This window comes from Paenibacillus sp. 2TAB23 (assembly GCF_052115165.1).
GTDB lineage: Bacteria > Bacillota > Bacilli > Paenibacillales > Paenibacillaceae > Pristimantibacillus.
Genome location: NZ_JBFRGD010000004.1, coordinates 120907 through 140439 on the forward strand (window position 1 = coordinate 120907; position 19533 = coordinate 140439).

Consider the following 19533-nt stretch of genomic DNA (forward strand, 5'->3'; position numbering starts at 1 on the left):
CTGTGAACCGCTAGCCGATAGAGTCCTTCTTACTTACTTACTTACTTACTTACTTACTTACTTACTTACTTTCTCACTTGCTTTCTCATTTTCTTCCCGTTATCTTCCGATGGATTCCCTGTATTCGCTTGGCGAGAGTCCCACCTTTTTCTTGAAGATTTGACTGAAATATCGCGGATCCTGGTAACCGACCTTCTCGGCGACCTCATAATTTTTGAAATGCGTGCTTCTTAGCATATCCTTCGCCTTATCGATCCGTATATCAGTCAGATGCTCGATAAAGGTTTTCCCCGTGTTTAACTTGAACAGAAGGCTCAAGTACGTGGGGGTCATATACACCTTCTGTGCAACACTTTGCAGAGAAGCATACTGACACTCCTGTTCCATATGATGAATGGTTTTTTTTATGATGCTGCGATGACTCTCTTTCTGGCTGTGTGAAAGCACTTCCCTTAAACCAACCAAGAAATGAATCACATAATTCTTCGTGTCCTCCAATGTTTCAAGCTTAACGATCGACATAACGTCGAAGCGCTCATACGCAATCACATTTTCCGTTTCGGTGAGCACACGCTTCTCAATGCCAACGAGAAGCCTGACCGTCAGATCATAGACGCTTTGGGCGTCCAGCGGACCCTTCTGCAGGATTCGACCATAAAACTGCTCTACGCAGCTCTGAATTTCCTCTATTGTCTCCGAAGCTTTGAATGCATCATACAATTCCTTCTCATGCTCAGACGGATACTGCTTGAGCGATTCCAACCGCCCAAGCTCGCCATAATAAATAATCGCACCTGTACCGCGGTAAAATTTGAATTGCAAAGCTCTTGCCGCTTGCCGGTAGGAATGGACTACATCGCATAAATGACTGCAGGGCTTTCCGACTCCAATGTTGACCTGAAGGTGCAATTGCTCCTTCAGCATGCTTTGAATCAACTGAATTTGGTCCTTTGAAACCCAGGAAAACAGCAGCCCTACTCGTCCTTCTTCATCCACGAACACAACGCTGCCGTTAGAAATGTTTTTTTGCAAGTGATCGCGCATCCGCTCCAAGTACAATACCTTCTCATGCTCGTCGGTGAAATGGGCTGTGGGTTCTAACAGTGCCATTGCGGGAAACGTATAATAAGGATTTAACTGAAGCTGAGACAAGCTGTCCTTCAAATCCATTTTAACCGGGCTTGCTGAAGCCACTAAATTCCGGAAAAAACGATCCCTCATCCAAGTCAAAATCACATCTTCTTTGAATAGCAATCCCTCGCTGCGCATACTCCACTTCCCCTTTTGTAAGGTTAACTTGCGAGATGCATGACACTAATTCAGATGAATGCTTTTGTAAGAATGCATGTGCTCGATAAACGTTTTCTCCGCCAGCTCCGCATTGCCTGTTCGAAGCACCTCGACAAGCCTCAGATGCCAATCAGCAAGGCCTTCCGTTGAGTAATGACGGTTGGAGATCGCCATGAACCGCATAACCTTCATTCTCATTCGTGTCCAGAGCTCTAGGAGCATATGATTATCGCAGCGCTTATAAAAAAAACCGTGAAACTCCATATCCAATTCCAAAATGTTTAGAATATCCTTCTGCTCGTGTGCCAGATGCATGTGACGAATAAGGCGTTCCAAATAACAAAAGTCGTCCTCCTCTAGAAATTGCATAGACTTTCTCACCGCGAAGCCTTCCATTATTTCTCGCAGCTCAAAAATATCCTTAATTTCCTTGGAGGTTATCGTAGATACGATGGATCCTTTGTTCGGTATACTCGTTATGTAGCCGGCAGATTTCAATCGCTCAAGCGCTTCTCGAACGGGTGCTTGACTAATATTGAACTTTTTTGCAATTTCGAGTACGAGCAATCTTGCGCCTGGCTGAAGATCTCCAGCAAGAATGTCTTTCTTGAGCGCGGTAAACACCTGCTCGCTGATGGAGCTTACTGATGTGATCGGAATATCGCTGAACATTGCGCTCACGTCCTCATTTGATATTATCGATTATCGATAATGTCTATTAAAAAAAGAAAGCGTTATCATTATAAAATAAAAAAAACGTCATTTCCCTCCTTGCTACGGATTATCGATAATGTGGCTCATACCGTCATTATAGAACTTCTTTGTCCATATGACAACGGAATTAATTGTCGAAATTTAGGAAGTTATCTTATGAAGAACCGTTGTTCACCGTAATGCCTGCTTCGTAACCGTTTCTTTCTTGAAAATTCGCTCCTTAACTAGTCATGCCACCGTCAAAAGCATATAATAGAGAATGATCTATATCCGATATAATTACTTGGACAAAATGGAGATAATAGAATGAATATGAAGCATCCTACAATAAAGAAGCAGGTTTTTGATTTTATTATTCGCAATGGTTCGGTATCCAAGGCAGCATTAATGGACAAGATGACCTTCACGAGCACCAGCTTGTCCCGCCTGCTTGAAGAGCTATTGACCGACGGCTTGATTCTCGCATCTGAGTTAGGACTCTCTACCGGTGGGAGGAAGCCGATTCTATACCGCGTAAATCCAGATCATCGCGCAGTGTTCGGACTGGAGATTTCACGATTCTCCTCGTCCATCGGCTTGTATGACTTGAATCTTAAGCCGCTCTCCTTCGAACGCTGGAAGATGGACGAGCGCATGACTCCCGAAGCACTTGTTGTCAAAATTACGAAGCTTGCCGAACAAATGCTCATGGATTGCGGAATTGACCGGGAAAAGGTCATCGGCATTGGCATTGGCGCAGTTGGTCCGCTTAGCCGCGAAGACGGCATTATGCTAAAGCCTCGCTATTTTCCAGCGGAGGGATGGAGCAATGTTCCGATTTGCGAGTGGCTCGAGCAGCGTTTAGGGATGACTGCCCTGCTCGATAATGGTGCGAATACCGCCATTATCGGGGAGCATTGGGCGCTTCGCAATGAGGAAGTTAAACATATGCTCTACGTTCACGCTGGTGTCGGCCTCCGAACGGCAATGATCGCGAGTGGTCAGATCGTGCGAGGTGCCGTAGATATGGAAGGCTCATTCGGCCAGATGATCATACAGACTGATGGGCCGAGGCTGGGAGATGAGGGCAACTATGGCGCCCTTGAGGCGCTTGTCTCCATCCCCGCGCTTGAGAAGAAAATACGTTCACAGCTCAAGTTAGGCCGTGCAAGCTCTCTTTCCGGCATCCCGCCGGAGGAAGTTCAGTTCGATTTATTACAGAAAGCGTACCGTGCAAAGGATGCTTTCATTACAGAGCAGTTTCTGCAGACTGCCACTTATTTAGGAATCGGAATCGCTAATCTTATCAATATTTTGCATCCCGAAGCAGTGATTCTGGGCGGCCCGTTAGTAAATGCTCACAAGTCCATCTACGATACCGTTATACAGGTAGCCAGAAGCAACATTTATTACTCCCCTCAATATGAGCCAAAGTTTACGCAAGGCCAGTTGACGGAGGATGCCGTAACGGCTGGAGCTGCACTGATGCTTCTTCAGGAATGGGATCTAACTTAATATTGGCAAGTCAAATAACGATGCATTGGATTGCATCGTTATTTGGTTTGTATTAGAAACGCACGAGCTAACCGGAGCAGTAATAGGTCCTCTTTTATCTCTTGCTAGTAGCGGCTAGCCACGCGGCAGCCACTTCCTTTAGCTGCTCTTTTTTCGTCTGCAAATCATTCCAATCCGTTAGCTTTATAATAGCCCTATCGTTTGTAGCCCAGTCCAATAAGCCTGTTTTGTCGTTTATGATGCGTTCGTTTTCTGAAATCGCCTTCACTTTCGCCCCGCAATGGAAAATAATTCGGAAGAAGCCTTTACCTTGCAAATTAAGCGTTATGCGGTCATCCTGATTGTAGCAGAAGCTTGGCGCATTCCATTTGATATGTTCGGTTATAGATTCATTCACACTCAATATGATCCTCCGTACCTCCTCTACTTCTTTCTTAAGAGGATGCTCGAGCGTACTCAAAAAATCGACGACTTGCTGATGGCCAGTTTGTATTTTTTTGCTTTCTTTTTCCGGATCAAATCGTTTTGCAGGCATATGCTTTCGTTTAATCCTCCTCGTTATCATGGCTGCCGCCGGTAAGCTGGGATAAATATATCGGATTATAGATTTCGACATAACCGCATTGCGTACAGGACACAAATAAATAATGATGATATTGTACATTGAACAATTTGCTTAAACCAGCACCGGTCGTTGCAATTTCATCGATGTCGCATTCATTGTGCCGACATTTGACGCAGCTGTAATGATTCGCGATGATGGTCTCTTTGCCTAGATCTAGAAGATGGACATCAGGCTGATGATCAGATTGTTCTTGATCACTTGCGTTTGAATTATTCAAATGCTCGGGCATCACTTCATGCTTGCACACCGGACATATCGTTCCATCCAGAATGACTTGACTGCTGCACCATGGGCACTCGATCATAAGGCAGCTCCTTTCGTGTATCCCTATTTTTATAGCTTGTCCTATCTTATTCGCTAAATGACAATCATTTCCTTCATGATTGATCTGTCTATGCAAAAAGGCAAAACACCCGTTAGGATGCTTTGCCTTTCATCATTACTCATTACGAATCCTTTGATCGGTTAGCCATATCGATGATCATTACGATAAGCATGAGCAGTTGAATGAGCAGATCGATACTCATTGCAATCCCTCCCAGCTGCAAGTAATGCTCCTTCGCTTCGGCTTCTCCTCTCGTTTATCTTGCTTAACGAACATCTCCCACTATCATGTCTATGGTCGAAATTTGAATTTTATGACGGAAATTCGAACTGCGGCTGCAGCCATCATAATCGACACCACACATACTGCGGCAAAATGAATCAAATGATTGGCTATAAGCCATCTTTCAAGGTTTACCGCCTCCGCTGCTCCACGGATCAGCACAATCGCTAACGGGTGCAGGATATATATCCATACACGCCATTCACGGTATTCCTTGTTAAAGCTCCAACTCAAAGTCTGCGCCCAATAAAACAAATAATAAGTTGCCGGTATCGCAAAGATATACATACTGTCATGGCGAGGGAATTTGGCTTCATGCAGCAGAATGGCTTCGGCAAACAATAACCCGAGAAACAAAAGAAACAATGCTGCAAAATTCATCGGCTTTCTTTCTGGCTTCGGATGCTTGGCTGCCCATGCACCTAGAACAAGAAATATAGGTGCATAAAATAAGCCATTACGAGTATAATCGAACACTTGGAATAAGCCGTCATACATCAGCTTCAAACTCGTTGCATTTTCAGTTATTGCATAATAGCTATCACCTAACAAACCAATCATAAATAATAAGATAGCAGAGCCGACCAACCATTTTATTGTGAGCTTTTGGTACAGAACATATGTCAGGCACAGTCCGATGATAAGCGCTGGCAAATACCACAAATGATAGAAAGTACCGTCAAATACTAGATCCTTCATAAAAGAATAAACCGTGAAATCCTCTGAAAAGTATCCGGTATATACGTTCAATGGTACATATAACAAAATCGAAACGCCATATAAATAAGCAATTTTTTTAACATATTTCTGGAGTGCTCTCTGGTCGACTACTGGATCACCGGTTAGCTTTCGAAAGAAAAAATAACCGGAGGACATGAAAAAAACGGGCACGGCTATGCGAGATAAAATTCCGCTTATAAGAAAATCAGCATATTCGTTGTAAGACAGCAACGGGCCAGTATGATTCGCGATAACGAATACGGCTGCGGCGAATTTTAACCAGTCAAGCCCGCTTTCACCTCGCTTATTATTCACAGACTTGATGTCCTTTTCCCGTATACGCTGAAATGATAAAGCCATCACTGTTATTGCCGGATATCCGGTATAAATCACAATTCACAATCGGAACCGTCGTCGAGGGAGCAGCTTCCGCGGGCACGTAATAGATGGAAACCTGAAGCGTATCATTCTCATAGGTGAAGCGTTCACCGGAATAAGAGTAGCGTCTAATCCAATCGATGTACTCCTCCAAGCAAAAATCCATTTCCTCCATGATTTCCGCATGCGGAAAACCAACGTAACGAAAATGCCAGGGCTCGCAGGAAATGTTCGTTATGGATTCTTTTCCTTGTTTGTAGCGTTGGATAAAACCGTATTGTGCCGCTAATTGCTTGAAATTCTGATAAACTCCGTTGTCTGGGAACGATGGCGCGATGAAATCAACAAAGCTGTCACGTTTGCCAACGTCGATGGCGAGACCGGTCTGATGCTCGCTTTGGCCCGGTTTGGCTACATAACAAGCCGTGTATTCAGGACCGTTCTCCAATAATGAGCTGGCGTATATCTGTTCTTGTTCATCCTTCGATCGGTAGCCGCTTACCGCTACGATGTCATCTATGCCTTCGCATGCTTCAAGTAGCGCGACTAATTGCTGGAGGCAGCTCTTCTCTAGCAGCATGCCATCCTGTAGCTCGTTGAGAAGTGGATATATGCTTAGCGGTTGCAGCTTGTCTGGTGAAAGAGGCTGTTGAATCGGATTGGAGCGATTCACCAAGACGAGCGGCCCTTCATARATTTCGCTGCGGCTAGCTTGCACGGCAGCATGCTTTACATTTTGACGCTGCTCGATGTGAATGGAAGAGTTTGTTTGACCCATTTGGCTCCCGCCTCCTTTTTGCCTGTATACTCTCTTGCAACCCTTGCCGTTAATGATGTTGAAATTTCCTGTGAGACCGAACCGATATGGGCAGCTAGCTCATTGAACGTTATTTCCTCATCCCCTTGCTTGCCTATCAAGGTTACAAGCGTGCCTTCTTCGCAATATTCCGGCAATCTCACCATCAGCTGATCCATGCAGATCTTTCCGACAATCGGAGCACGCTGCCCTTCAATGAGCAGCTCGGTATGCTGCATGCGCTGCGACCACCCGTCCGCATAACCAATCGGTATGGTACCGATCCATTCATCCGCTTCAGCTTGGTACAAATTGTCATAACCTAGAAATTCGCCTTTCATCAGCTTTTTCACCTGAATCAGTCGGCTATGCAGGCTAAGCGCCGGTTCAAGCTGTAAGTGTGAAATTAGATTTTGTGGATAAAAGCCGTACATCGCTGCACCGATGCGCACCATATCCATCGCTAAATGCGGGAAACGCAGAGCAGCGGCGCTGCCTGCACAGTGAAAATGATTAACCCGGATGCTTGAGGTCTCACTCCATCCCATCATGGTCATAAACCGCTGTGCTTGCTGATCAAGATAAGTAGTATCCGCCATGCCTGCTGTTGCAAAATGTGTGTAAAAACCATCGACCACAATGTCTGCAGCACGGAGCCAAGGAACGATTTCATCCCATTCTTCTTTTGTTTTAATGCCGATTCTGCCGAGACCCGTATCCATTTTCACATGCACCTTCAGCTTCGAGCAGTAGGCTTCCTCTTTAAAAACTCTCATTTCTTCGAACCAAGCAGCGCTCGTAACCGTCAGCATCAAATCAAATGCGATGGCCAGCTGTACATCATCTGGCTTTATCGGAGTCAGAATAAGAATCGGGAGCTTAATTCCTTTAGTACGCAGGTGAATCGCTTCGTCCAAATAAGCAACGGCTAGATAATCTGCACCTGCAAGCTCTGCGCTGCGGGCAGTCTCAACATCGCCGTGGCCATAACCATTTGCTTTCACGACGGCCATGAGCTTAACCTGCGCAGACAGCGTTTGGCGGATAACGGACAAATTTGTACGGATATGATTCAGGTTGATCTCAGCCCAAGTATCTCTGTACATAGGGATTCACCTCGTATAAAGAATAGATTCTTTTTCCGCATGACGCGTGAAAGCATAGTCGATTAACCTTTCTACCAATGCTGAATAAGGCGTGCCGTCCGTTCGCTCCCACATGACGGGATACATGCTTTGATTCGTGAATCCGGGCAGTGCATTAATTTCGTTTACGTATAAAAGACCTTCGTCATCAAGAAAACAATCTACACGTGCAAGACCGCAGCAGCCATGAAGCTGATAGGCTTGGATGGCTATTTTTCTTATTTGCGTGGTCAATTCTTCTGAGATTTGTGCCGGAATCGACATGACCAGCTGCTTGTCCAAATATTTGGAATCAAAATCAAAAAACATATGTTCATGTATAAATTCACCAGGCAGCGAGGCTAACGGCTTCTCATTGCCCATTACTGCTACTTGAATCTCCCTGCCTTTTATCTCTTTCTCAAGCACGAGCTTATTGTCATATTTGAAAGCCTCCACTATTCCTGCTGCCAACTGCTGCTTATCCATGCATCTGCTTATGCCAATGCTTGAACCAAGTGAAGCCGGCTTCACATAACAAGGAAATCCTAGATCCTCTTCCACCTCTTGAAGCAGCTGCTCACGATCCTCAAGCCACTGGTCATAGCGATAGACGAGATAATCGGTTTGCCGAATGCCAGCTTCAGCGAGCAGCCGCTTGGAAATCGCTTTGTCCATTGTAAGCGCGGATGACAGTACGTTATTGCCTACATAAGGAATGCCAAGAAGCTCTAACAATCCTTGTACGGTCCCATCCTCCCCGTTCGAGCCGTGCAGCAGCGGCATGACGACCTTTCGCCCCGGCAAAGACAATTGATTCATGAGAATTCGTCCCATCGATTCTGGAATTTCGGCTGCGTTTGGCTTTGCGATTAGATCGGTTGGCTGCAGGCTGCCAAGATTCAACGTTTCAGGAACAGACCAAATCCCCTCCCGTGTAATATAAATAGGAAATACCTCGAATTTGGATTCATCTATGGATTGAATRACGGTRTATGCTGTTTTCARYGAAACCTCATGCTCGACGGATTTGCCGCCGTATARGACATATAGTTTTGTTCTCACAAAAAAAACCTCCTATAGTTGACTCGTTATCTATTACTAAAGATAACCTTCAACGTTTAAGAGGCTTGTAAGTAAAGTTTAAATAAGTCTTAAGAATCCTTAAATTGTTTATATGCTTTTTCTACCCGTATCTGTAATAGCACCAGCAAGCGCAAGCAAATCCTGTCCTTGAAGCGCTCCAGCAATAAGCTCAGGAAGCCGATCCGGTGTACAGCCGAAGCATGGAATACCTAAGCTGGAAAACCGCTTTGCAAGCTCTGCATCATAGGAAGGCACGCCGCCATCAGACAAAGCAAGCAAGCATATAACGCTAACGCCGGATTGACGCATATTTTCCATTCGCCGAATGAGTGCGGATTGGTTACCGCCTTCGTACAGATCAGATATTAAAATGAAGAGTGATTTCTTCGGATCATGGATGAACTGCTCGCAATACTGAACAGACTTATTAATATCCGTACCCCCGCCGAGCTGAATGCCGAACAGCATATCGACAGGATCGTTTGCGCACTGCTCGCTTAGATCTGCTACTTCCGTATCGAAAGCAATGACATGCGTATCAAGCGACGGCAAGCTGGCAAATATAGTACCAATGATCGAAGCATAGATTACGGAATCAGCCATAGATCCGCTTTGGTCAATATCGAGGATTACGGTCCATTCCTTGCTGCGCTTTGCGCGTTCGAAAAAATAAAACTTATCCGGAATGAGCAGCTGCCGATCTGGGTCATAATGTTTAAGATTGCGCCGTATCGTCGTTTTCCAATCCAAGCCGGTTATAGATGGCAGCGGTGAATGCTTGCGACGATTGAGGGCGCCGGTGACTGCACGGCGGATTTCATGCGCAAGCCGTGCTATAATCTCATCGACGACCTGACGGACAAGTATTCTCGCTGTTTCCTTCGTTTTCTCTGGAATTCTTCCCTTTAACGATAGCAGAGTTGCCACCATTCTGATGTCCGGTTTTACCTGACTTAATGTTTCTGGCTCGAAAAAAAGCTGCGTCAATCCCTTTCGATCAATGGCATCGGCTTGAATGACCGACACGATATCAGAAGGAAAGAAGCTGCGGACATCACCAAGCCACTTTGAAAGCTTAGGCGACGATGAACCAAGGCCAGCCGACCTTGCCGAATTTCTCCCGTTGTTGTTGGATATGTCATCCGTCGTATCGTCATAAATGGCGGCAAGAGCTTCATCCATCAACGTTTGTTCTTCATCAAGCAGCTGCCGGCCATTACCCATTCCCATCAGCTTATCATTCGCTGCATGTCCGAGTATAAGCCGCCACCGCTTTAATTGCTCGAATTGCTCGTTATCGCTCATATCATAGGTCTCCAAAGTCGAACTCATTGAGCTCGTCCAATTTTTGTTGCTCCTCGCCGCTAAGCGGGCGCTGCAATACATCCGCAGCTTCTAGGCTTCCAAATCCCCATACATCGCCAAGCAATTCGGCGATCGCGTTCTTCTCCCTTGGCTCGAAGGAAGCTAGCGCTCTTCTAAGAAAGACTAAGGATCGACGGAATTGCTCATCATCCAGTGAGGCAGTGTAAAGATTGAGCTGCTCCCAGAGCTGCCTGCGAGACAACAGCACGTATCGGTTTCTTAGAGATAAACCTTCAAACCAACCGGCTCCGATATCCGCTGGTATGCCTGGCGATAATCTTCGGGACACCTCCCTCGCTAACCGTTCATTATCAATAAGGCTTCGCTCAAGAAGCAGAGCGAAGGCAATGCCGGACAACTTGGCATTCCGATCATCGCGGTAAGCGAGCTCCTCCAGCTGCGTAACCCATCTTACATCATCCACAACGTCATAGTGCTGCTGTGCTACCGCATGCATATCAATGATCGCACTCGACATATCCGCAGCAGCATCGTCGCTGCATGCAGCAGAATCAACGAGCAGCAGCGCTCCTCTCAGAAACAGCTGCTCAAGCAGTGGTACCAAAATGGCGGTGTCCATTTTGCGTACATCGCCAAATTGCACCAGCAGTGAAAGCTCCCTCAGTGTCCCGGCAACCTGCGCATAATCGCCTGCTTCAACCGCTAGCTCCTGCAGCATCTGGCGCGCATCCTCCATCGAGGATGGAAGCCCGCAGTTCCAAGCTGCTTTTACAAGCTCAGCCGCTTGAAGCGTATTCGTACATTGCGAAAGTGATTCTTTAATGAAGTAAGCTGCGGCCAGCTCTATCGTCTCGCCCTTGATGATGGATTCAACAACTTCGATTTCAGCTTCAGGCGTCCATCGCAGCACCCATTTCTCAGCCCAGGTTGCGCCGTCCTGCTTAACTGCCCGTTTTTGGGCAAAGCTTATTGCAAGCAATTGAAGTCTTTCCAGAAAAAAAGATCTTCTCAGATCAAGGAATGCCGCATCCTCGGATTTCACTCTGCGGTTTTCCCGCAGATCCAGTTCGAGATCAGTGGCAACCGTCGTTTTATATTTCTCCAGCTTCAGCATTTTCAAATTCCGATTCAAATCATCCTGGATCGGTGTTTGGCTGATCCCTTCGGGCAAAACCCCGATGGCTGTACCTACGTCCGTTCTTGCAAGCGCATCCGCAACGTTTGAAAGCTCGCCGTATCCGAGGCAGGTAATTGCAGCGTCATGAAGATCCTTAAGCGCTGGCAATCTGCCGCCGTGCAAGGAAGCTAGCGATTCAGCTAGGCGAACGGCTTCAATCACAGATGCTGCCGAACGAAAGGTGCCGCTATCTCGCATATGTCCGGCAATCGACGATAAGTAAAGGGTAGGAAGCTTCTTGGGGTCATGTTCTTTTGCGCATTGCCATGCCAGCTCGAAGTATGACGGTGCCGCATTTCCCGCTCCATATCCAGAATGAGTAGAAAGCTTATAATACGAATAAGGCATCAAAGTGAGCTTCGTTGTGATGGAAGGCAATGAAGCTGCTTCCGACTTCGACATCAAATCGTTATCTGCCTGCAATGCTGCTGCGTGATAAGCACCAGTAACGACGACGATGCGGTCTGCCGGAACTCCGCTAGCAATCGCTTCGGCGATTTGAGATCGCATATAAGCTTCACGGATTTCATTATGAGCCGATTCAAGGGGCGTATGCGTCCGTTCTTCTGATTCCGAGAGCTGGCGCATTTCATGAGAGAAGGCATGTATGGCATTCCGGTACGTATCGTGCCCTGTAATTTGCTCGAAATGCCGTTCCCAATAGGTCTCGTAATCTGGCTCCCCCGCAAGCTCCGCTACCTGCTCATATCGTTTATTCGTTCGCCTGTAGTACTCGCGGGCACCTTCTTCATTCCCTTCACGTATCGCGGCTCTTCTGCCGGCATAAAGACTGACAGATACATCAGACGGTAAATCGATGAACCTCGCTTCAACGCCATGGGCTGCTGCCCAATGAAAAGCTTGATATTCGGGAGAATATTCAGCCAGCGGGAAAACAACGGTTCGAATCGGAAGCTGCTCGGTATAGGCAAGTATGGCAATCGGCGGTTTCACACCGCTTAGCGTAATTTGATTGATTAGCCTCGTCGCGTCTGACGGACCCTCGACTAGGACGAGCTGCGGCTGCGTTTCATTCAAAAATCGAATCAAATGCACGGCTCCGGCTGGCGATAGATGGCGAATGCCAAAAATGTGAACGCCGCACTTTGCTGCGGCACCTACGCTCACGAACTCAGCTCACGGCAAGCTCGATATAGCCCTCTCCACTCGGCTCCCCGTTTCTTCATCACGTTTTCCAAATACTCTTTCCAGACGGAGTCATCCTTCGCTTCGTCCTTGACGACGGCGCCAAGCAGTCCTGCAGCAAGATCCTCCTCAGCCACCAGCCCGTCCCCGAAGCTGCTTGCAAGCGCCATGCTGTTTATTAACAAAGATATAGCCTCTGCCGTGGATATCGCACCGGAAGGCTGCTTCAGCTTTTCCTTTCCGTCGAGCGTCATGCCGCTGCGCAGCTCTCGAAAAATAGTCACGATTTTACGGATTGCCTCCTCCTCCGGAACCGCTTCCCCAAGCCGGTAATTGGCTGCGATCTCGCTTACGCGCTTGCGAACGATCGAGACCTCTGTCTCCAAATCCGACGGAGCTGGGAGCACTACGATGTTAAAGCGGCGCTTAAGGGCTGCCGACATATCGTTGACTCCTCGGTCTCTTGTGTTCGCAGTCGCAATGATGGAGAAGCCTCTTTCAGCTGGAACATCTCTGCCCAGCTCCGGGACGGAGATCGTTTTCTCGGACAGGATGGAAATAAGCGCATCCTGAACCTCAGAGGCACAACGGGATATTTCTTCAAACCTTGAAATGCCTCCTGCCTCCATAGCACGGTAGATCGGGCTTTTCACCAGAGCTTCCTCGGTCGGTCCATTCGCCAATAACATCGCGTAATTCCAGGAATACCGAACCTGCTCCTCGCTTGTCCCCGCCGTTCCTTGAATGACTTTGGAGGAATCCCCGTGAATAGCAGCAGTCAAGTTTTCTGATAGCCAAGACTTTGCCGTCCCGGGTTCACCGATCAGCAGCAATGCGCGATCCGTTAATAAAGTAGCGATTGCGATTTCAACCAGACGGGTATGTCCAATATATTTGGGAGTAATGGCAACATCGCCTGCTTGACCGCCTATGATGAAAGTGAGCACGGACCGCGGTGAAAGCTGCCAGCCAGCCGGTTTCTCTCCTTTGTCATGTGCTTTTAGCGCTTCTAATTCATGTGCGTACAGCAGCTCGGCCGGCTGCCTTAAGATAGTTTGCTTTTTATCCATGATAGAAATTCCGCTCCTTCTTGTTTCTGCTCGAATTCTGCAGGTTTTGAGGCGATATGCTCGGCTAGCTGCTTAAGCTGGTTTTTACCGTATTCATAAGTGATTTTGTCTGCGATCATGGATACCTGTTCAGCATACCTGTTTGGGAGCATGGCTACGATAAATTGTGAATCACGATCCAAGTAATAATAGGATTTCTTCGTAGCAAGCTCAAGGGCGGACAGTACTAATTCCGGTGTGTCTCTATGCCCAAGTCTAAATAAAGCATAAAAAATTTGAATCGTGCGCGGCTTCAAAAGCTGTGGCGAAACCTTAGCCTTTTCAAGTAAATAGGCGATCACTTTTTCATTCGGCGTTTTCACAATGCGACATACCAATTCCTCTTCGTTTAAATCTATAAAACGATCCACCCACCGCTCGTCCCATGTGAACGTCTTGGCTATATGATTATCGAAAGAAATGGGGATAAGCGGATTCGCGGCATACTGATAGACTGCCTGAAGAAGATCACTGACGTACTTGCCCTTTTTCGTAGTGAAATATCCTTCATACATGTTATAAATTTGATCTGAATCATAGATATGTAGAGCTGCTTTTAGGGAGTAACCAATGAAGTAAGCCTTCTTATCTCTCAGCTCGTGTAAGAATAATAGCGCGTTCTCGTCGCTAGAGTGCAGCAGTAAATGAGCGGCTTCGCCAGATAAAGATTCTGTCCCTTTGAACTCTAGCTCATTATTGTCCATCGCTTTCAATAAAAATGCGATAACCGACGGCTGTTCAGCCCTAGGTTTTAAGCAATGCAGCACGCGAGCGAGATTCTCGCGTATACCAATTACATTCCGATCTAGCACCGATTTTTCAATGAGGGAACGACCATAGTCCAGCAGCTTCTCAGTCAGCGGTACGGAATGACTCACTTGAATGGGCCATAAGACTAACTCAGCATCCTTACCCATTAAAGCTTCCATGAAGCGATCATCGATCTCAGGCGATGTCCAGTTGGATAATGTGTTCAGCGATGCTTCACGTATTTCTTTTTTCCTTGAATAAGAAAGCTCAAGCAGCTCCTTCTGGAAATGAGGCGAGTCCGCCATCAACGAAATGGCCGACAAGCGCACGGGAAGCGCTGCCTCTTTAGCAACCGATGAGAGCAATGGCCATAGCGCTTCTGGGTTATCGCTGAGCTTGAATTGTACAATCAAAATTCTTGCATCTCCACTGTTTCCATCACGGTTGAATGCTTGATGAAGAATGGAAATCACTGCTTTTCCTAAGGTTGGCATAACATGCTCCGCAACATAATCGGCAATTTCTGCATAACTATCTCGCAAGGCATGGACAGCTGGAACATACGTTCTTAAATCGGCGAAAGAGCCCTCTTCCTTTCCCTGCCTGATCATTTCAAGACGTCCAGGTCCGCGCTGCGTTAACGCATCCAGTAACGGTTTAAGCTTGCGGTACGTAATCGATGTTCCTGACTGATTTCTTTGCGTAGTTCCAACGGAAACAAGATCCCCTGGAGCGTCAGTCGAGCTTTGCGTGTGCAGCACCGCTTGTAGCAGAACCGCCAGATCTAAAAGCTTGCCAGCGGCTTGCTCCGGCCGTGCTTCGGTCGTGCTGCTCACTTCTTCAGCAACCCGTTTGAAGATTGGCGCTTTCTCGCCTAGCAGCTGAAGCTGCGGCAGCATTCTTTTCAGACGGCTGTCGTCTATTGCCATACTTGCGCCTGCAACCATTAATCTGCGTACATCCTCATGCAGTTCTCGCAAAAGTGGAATACTCATAATCTGCTCCCTCAACATAAATTAATAGAATAATCGGATCGTTTCCCTCTCGTTAATAAGTGCTAACGGCTGAGCTACCAGCTTGCCCTCCGCGATACGATCCTCGAACATGACCAGCACAGCAGTATCTATCAAGCTTTCGTGATCCAAAAGAGAAAGGAGCTGCAACGTCGCATCCTTTAACCTGCTAATCGTTGCTAGCGGAAGCCGATCACCTTGTCCATCGATCAGAACATACCCGTTATCCGTCTGAGCAAGCTGTGCGGCATGAAGAAGCAACACAGGGTTTTTATCTGCCAATGGACTTTTGAGCTGATTTTTTACCGCCTTTATCGCTGCCGCAAAGCTTGGCTCCGCGAAGGAGCGCACAGCAGCCCGGTCGGAAGGATGAGGCTCCCTCATCAACATTTCTTCCCAACGTACGCGAACGTTCATATCGCCGGGATAGGCATAGAGTTCTCTCGTCTGAACGACAAGAAAGCAGCTATCCTCTTCCTTCATATGCTTAGCTGCGCGGAAAGGACGATAGTTTCGGGTGATGACGATTTCACCGTCCTGAAGCTGTACCCAGAAGCCCTCATCTACATATTCTCCCCGTGCTTCATCCGTATAGGAATGGAATGATAGTTGGATGAGCTCTACGTCGTTTCGAACGCGTTCAACCTCACGCAGCTCGCTGAGCTGCCAAGCATGTCCAATCTTCTCCTCCAGTACCGACATGGTATCCATCGGTTTTTCAGGGTCCCCCAGCCTAGCTGTCAAATGGTCTCTGCTCCGTTTAATTAATCCGTGTATGGAAGCTAGCTTCTCAGCTGCTTCCGAATAAATAGATTCGATTGACTCAGCAGAGCCTGCCAGAATGAGTATTTCACGTACTGCTGCTTGAAGCCCCGGCACATAATGATTGCCGAGCTGCTTTGCTTGATCCTCATACATACGAATGGAACGTTTATCCAATGCCGCAAGCCCGGTTTGCACGATTTGCAGAACCAGCTTGTGTGCAAGCTCGACACCTTCTAATTGAGCGTTAAGCTTTTTGGCCAACGCATTTTTATTGACTTTCTTCTTGCTCTCCGAGCTTGCCGGGGCAGCTATCGTTTCATTCTTTTTTTCTTCGCGCTTGTCTGCCTTTTCCCGTTTGTCAGCAATATCTGTGGGCAGCGCCTCTACGGCAAATGGTTTATCGGCTGCAAAAGCGTACATCAATGCTAGAATATGCTTACATGGGAACTGGCGGCTCGGACAAGAGCACCGGAAAATAGGCAGCTCAGGTTTGATGAAATCCGCCGAACAGCTGTAAGGCTCCTTTCCACTGCCTTTGCATTCCCCAAAAAGCAGCGTTCCGTCCTCCGTGCGGCACAATTTTTGAAAACTGTTTTTCCGAACGAGATCATTTCCGTTTTTAATGGCTCCCGCGTTCAACGCGAGAGAATCAATATAAGCTGCTGTTAATTCAGTCATCGTTTCCCTCACCTACTATGTTGTTTTTCAATTCATATTTCCACGAAATATGCTTCATTTCCTGCTTTTAGGAAGATATTAAGCATTTTTCAAGGTGAAACGGCTATTGCCGTCCTTTGGCGGCGCGGCGCGTTTCATTAAGGGAAATATAGAGAATATATAGCCTGGGGATATGTTTTCCTAAAATTTAAAGAAAAGCCCAGGCAGCAGCGCCTGGGCTTTGTATTACCATGGAATATCTCCGATTTGATGCATAATCGCGTCGATCTCGGTTATTTCTTGCTTCGTTAACGGTGCACCTTCGAGTGCCTTCACATTTTCCTCAATTTGGCTGACGCGGCTTACGCCGATAAGAGCAGAGGTAACGCCTCCTTCGCGGAGTGCCCATGACAAGGCGAGCTGTGACAAGGTTTGCCCTCTTCCAGCAGCAAAGGCTTCAAGACTGCGAAACTTTTGAACTCTTTGCGCGGTAATCGCTTCAGGCTTCATCGTGCTGCTTGTCAGCTTGGATTCTGCTTCAATTTTATCTACGTATTTATTAGTCAATTGACCTCTTCCAAGTGGACAATATGCGATGGAGCCAACGCCATGCTCGGTTAACACATCCTGCAACCCGTCTTCGATCCAGCGATTGAGCATCGAGTAATTAGGCTGGTGAATGAGGCATGGCGTGCCAAGCTTCTTCAGAATGGTAACGGCTTCTAATGTTTGCTCTGCGCTGTAATTAGATAATCCGACATATAGCGCTTTTCCTTGTCTTACCGCATGGTCGAGCGCTCCCATCGTCTCTTCCATCGGAGTTTCCGGGTCTGGGCGGTGAGAATAAAAAATATCTACGTATTCAAGACCCATTCGCGTTAAGCTGCGGTCTAAGCTGGACAGCAGATTTTTACGGGAACCCCATTCGCCGTAAGGCCCCTCCCACATGTAATATCCTGCCTTAGTTGAGATGAGCAGCTCGTCACGGTATGGAATAAGGTCCTTTTTGTACACAGCGCCAAAGGTTTCTTCTGCGGAACCTGCAGGCGGTCCGTAATTGTTCGCAAGGTCGAAATGGTTAATGCCGAGATCAAATGCTTTCAATATCATCGCCCTTGAATTTTCAAGCGGCTGGTTGCCTCCAAAGTTTTGCCAAAGTCCAAGTGATATGGCCGGCAGCTTAATTCCGCTATTCCCGGCACGTTTGTATTGCATATCGGTATAACGTGATTGACTCGCAGCGTATGGCATCTCATTTATTCCCCTATTCAAATGGTATTTATTCATGTGAACGACATGCAATGATGTTTGTTCACTAATATGCTTGCTTACACAGTATAGTAATAAATAGTTGAAGAAGGAATGTCCGTAAGCAAGATTTATATGTCATAATGTAAGTTGTACTAAAACGAGTTATAGGAGCTGAGCAGCATGTGCGAACCAATCGACTTGACCTACTATTATCACGGAAAACAATTTTGTGAGCCTAATTACAGCTGGGGACCCGGTGTAAAGGACCATTATAAAATTTTATTCATTCATGAAGGCAAAGGCAGCTATCTCATTAATGGCATGACGTACCATCTGAAAAAGGGTCAAGGCTTCATGGTTTTCCCGAATGTCATCTGCCATATGAAAGCGGATGAGCATGACCCATGGGTCTATTCTTGGATCGCCTTTCAAGGGACATGCGTGGACAGCCTGCTTGAGCAGGTGCATCTCAGCAAAGAGAAGCCTTCTTTCACATACTCTCCTGCATCTTGGTTCGACCCTTGGCTCGATCTATTATCCAACGCAGAGGCGCTAGAGAAAAATAGTGAGCTTATTCTGCATAGCCTGTTGTTCCGGCTTTTCCCGGAGTGGATTGATATGTTAACGGCCCCGCATCAAATAGGTTACATCCCGAGACAGAAGGATGAATATGTACGCAAAGCCGTCGAATTCATAAAAGCTAATTACTACACCAAAATAAGCATCACCGAGCTAGCCAAACGAATCGGTATTGACCGTATCTATTTCTCCTCTTTGTTCAAGGAGGTAGAACAGCTTTCACCGCAAATGTATCTATTGCAATACCGAATGGATAAGGCATGTGATTTAATGCGTAATCAACAGCTGACAGTCTCCGATATCTCTCATTCCGTAGGTTACGCGGATCCGCTGCTATTCTCGAAAATGTTCAAAAAAGTGAAGGGCGAGTCACCTTCCCTTTATCGCCGGAAGCTCATTTAAACAAAGAAAAAAGCCTGTATGCACAGGCTTTTTTTTATTTAATGCTATAAATCTTTAACCATCTTAACATGAGGGATGTTCTCTTCCATAAACACGGTTGAAGCCACTTCATACCCTTGTTTTTCATAAAATGGAGCTGCTTGTACCTGTCCATGCAGCTTAGCTTGTTTAACACCCTTGTCGCGAGCGATCGCTTCTAGCTCATCCATGATCGCTTTGCCCAGCTTATGCATCCGATGGCTGGCTAGTACACAAATCCGCTCCAGCTTTGCATAGCCGTCAACGATTCTTACACGACCTGTTCCAACCGGTTCATTCTCGAAATAAACAAGCACATGCTCAGCAGCATCTTCGAATTCGTCAAGCTCTACTTCCTCAGCTACCCCCTGCTCCTTTACAAATACGGTTTTGCGAATGCGAAAGGCTTCTTCTAGTTGTTCTTCATTCGTAATGCGTTTGGTTTCCATGCGTCTCTTTCCTTCCCAATCAAAACTCTTTATCTCTGCCTATGAGCAGACTATACC

General features: G+C 46.8%; 17 protein-coding genes. 2 read left to right on the plus strand and 15 right to left on the minus strand.

All coding sequences use genetic code 11. The features are described 5' to 3' along the window. Positions 1-99: 99 nt before the first annotated feature. Both AB4Z29_RS07905 and AB4Z29_RS07910 read right to left on the minus strand, forming a co-directional pair. Positions 100-1269, minus strand: coding sequence for a helix-turn-helix domain-containing protein (locus tag AB4Z29_RS07905; protein ID WP_441942522.1), 1170 nt, complete (start codon positions 1267-1269; stop codon positions 100-102). 45 nt (positions 1270-1314) lie between these two features. After that, positions 1315-1962 (minus strand): GntR family transcriptional regulator, encoded by a 648-nt coding sequence (locus AB4Z29_RS07910; protein ID WP_441942523.1) that lies wholly within the window; start codon positions 1960-1962, stop codon positions 1315-1317. A gap of 348 nt (positions 1963-2310) precedes the next feature. On the opposite strand from AB4Z29_RS07910, the gene AB4Z29_RS07915 reads away from it, so the two are divergent. After that, positions 2311-3498 carry an ROK family protein gene (locus AB4Z29_RS07915; RefSeq protein WP_441942524.1) on the plus strand — a complete coding sequence of 396 codons (1188 nt, stop codon included), beginning with the start codon at positions 2311-2313 and terminating at the stop codon, positions 3496-3498. 94 nt (positions 3499-3592) lie between these two features. Here the strand turns inward: AB4Z29_RS07915 and AB4Z29_RS07920 are convergent, their stop codons facing one another. From AB4Z29_RS07920 to AB4Z29_RS07975, 12 genes are all read right to left on the minus strand, one after another. Beyond that, entirely contained in the window at positions 3593-4033 is a 441-nt protein-coding gene (locus AB4Z29_RS07920) for a DUF1801 domain-containing protein (protein ID WP_441942525.1), read from the minus strand. A 10-nt stretch (positions 4034-4043) separates the two neighbouring features. After that, a complete protein-coding gene (locus AB4Z29_RS07925) occupies positions 4044-4427 on the minus strand; it encodes a zinc ribbon domain-containing protein (protein ID WP_441942526.1) in 384 nt (127 codons plus the stop codon). 312 nt (positions 4428-4739) lie between these two features. Beyond that, the gene (locus AB4Z29_RS07930) at positions 4740-5765 is read right to left on the minus strand and encodes an acyltransferase family protein (RefSeq protein WP_441942527.1); all 1026 of its coding nucleotides are present in this window, start codon (positions 5763-5765) and stop codon (positions 4740-4742) included. Then, positions 5758-6606, minus strand: a complete 849-nt coding sequence (locus AB4Z29_RS07935; RefSeq protein ID WP_441942528.1) for a D-alanyl-D-alanine carboxypeptidase family protein — start codon at positions 6604-6606, stop codon at positions 5758-5760. The genes AB4Z29_RS07930 and AB4Z29_RS07935 overlap by 8 nt, the downstream gene beginning before the upstream one ends. Further along, positions 6558-7730, minus strand: coding sequence for an alanine racemase (gene alr, locus AB4Z29_RS07940; protein WP_441942529.1), 1173 nt, complete (start codon positions 7728-7730; stop codon positions 6558-6560). The genes AB4Z29_RS07935 and alr overlap by 49 nt, the downstream gene beginning before the upstream one ends. A gap of 6 nt (positions 7731-7736) precedes the next feature. Then, positions 7737-8813 carry a D-alanine--D-alanine ligase family protein gene (locus tag AB4Z29_RS07945; RefSeq protein ID WP_441942530.1) on the minus strand — a complete coding sequence of 359 codons (1077 nt, stop codon included), beginning with the start codon at positions 8811-8813 and terminating at the stop codon, positions 7737-7739. Positions 8814-8921: 108 nt separating this feature from the next. Further along, positions 8922-10139 (minus strand): VWA domain-containing protein, encoded by a 1218-nt coding sequence (locus AB4Z29_RS07950; RefSeq protein WP_441942531.1) that lies wholly within the window; start codon positions 10137-10139, stop codon positions 8922-8924. 1 nt (position 10140) lies between these two features. Beyond that, complete coding sequence (locus AB4Z29_RS07955; protein ID WP_441942532.1) at positions 10141-12465, minus strand: DUF5682 family protein; 2325 nt, start codon at positions 12463-12465, stop codon at positions 10141-10143. Beyond that, on the minus strand, positions 12462-13553 hold the full coding sequence (locus AB4Z29_RS07960; RefSeq protein WP_441942533.1) for an ATP-binding protein: 1092 nt from the start codon (positions 13551-13553) through the stop codon (positions 12462-12464). Before AB4Z29_RS07960 ends, AB4Z29_RS07955 begins: the two co-directional genes overlap by 4 nt. Beyond that, positions 13529-15337 carry a hypothetical protein gene (locus AB4Z29_RS07965; RefSeq protein ID WP_441942534.1) on the minus strand — a complete coding sequence of 603 codons (1809 nt, stop codon included), beginning with the start codon at positions 15335-15337 and terminating at the stop codon, positions 13529-13531. The genes AB4Z29_RS07960 and AB4Z29_RS07965 overlap by 25 nt, the downstream gene beginning before the upstream one ends. A 21-nt stretch (positions 15338-15358) precedes the next feature. Further along, positions 15359-16798 carry an SWIM zinc finger family protein gene (locus AB4Z29_RS07970; protein WP_441942535.1) on the minus strand — a complete coding sequence of 480 codons (1440 nt, stop codon included), beginning with the start codon at positions 16796-16798 and terminating at the stop codon, positions 15359-15361. A 225-nt stretch (positions 16799-17023) separates the two neighbouring features. Further along, positions 17024-18028, minus strand: coding sequence for an aldo/keto reductase (locus AB4Z29_RS07975; protein WP_441942536.1), 1005 nt, complete (start codon positions 18026-18028; stop codon positions 17024-17026). A 180-nt stretch (positions 18029-18208) separates the two neighbouring features. Here AB4Z29_RS07975 and AB4Z29_RS07980 point away from each other — a divergent pair, with 180 nt between their 5' ends. Further along, positions 18209-19009 carry an AraC family transcriptional regulator gene (locus tag AB4Z29_RS07980; RefSeq protein ID WP_441942537.1) on the plus strand — a complete coding sequence of 267 codons (801 nt, stop codon included), beginning with the start codon at positions 18209-18211 and terminating at the stop codon, positions 19007-19009. Between the two features lie 44 nt (positions 19010-19053). Here the strand turns inward: AB4Z29_RS07980 and AB4Z29_RS07985 are convergent, their stop codons facing one another. After that, positions 19054-19476: a GNAT family N-acetyltransferase gene (locus tag AB4Z29_RS07985; protein ID WP_441942538.1), complete on the minus strand. Its 423-nt coding sequence runs from the start codon at positions 19474-19476 to the stop codon at positions 19054-19056. Between the last annotated feature and the right edge of the window lie 57 nt (positions 19477-19533).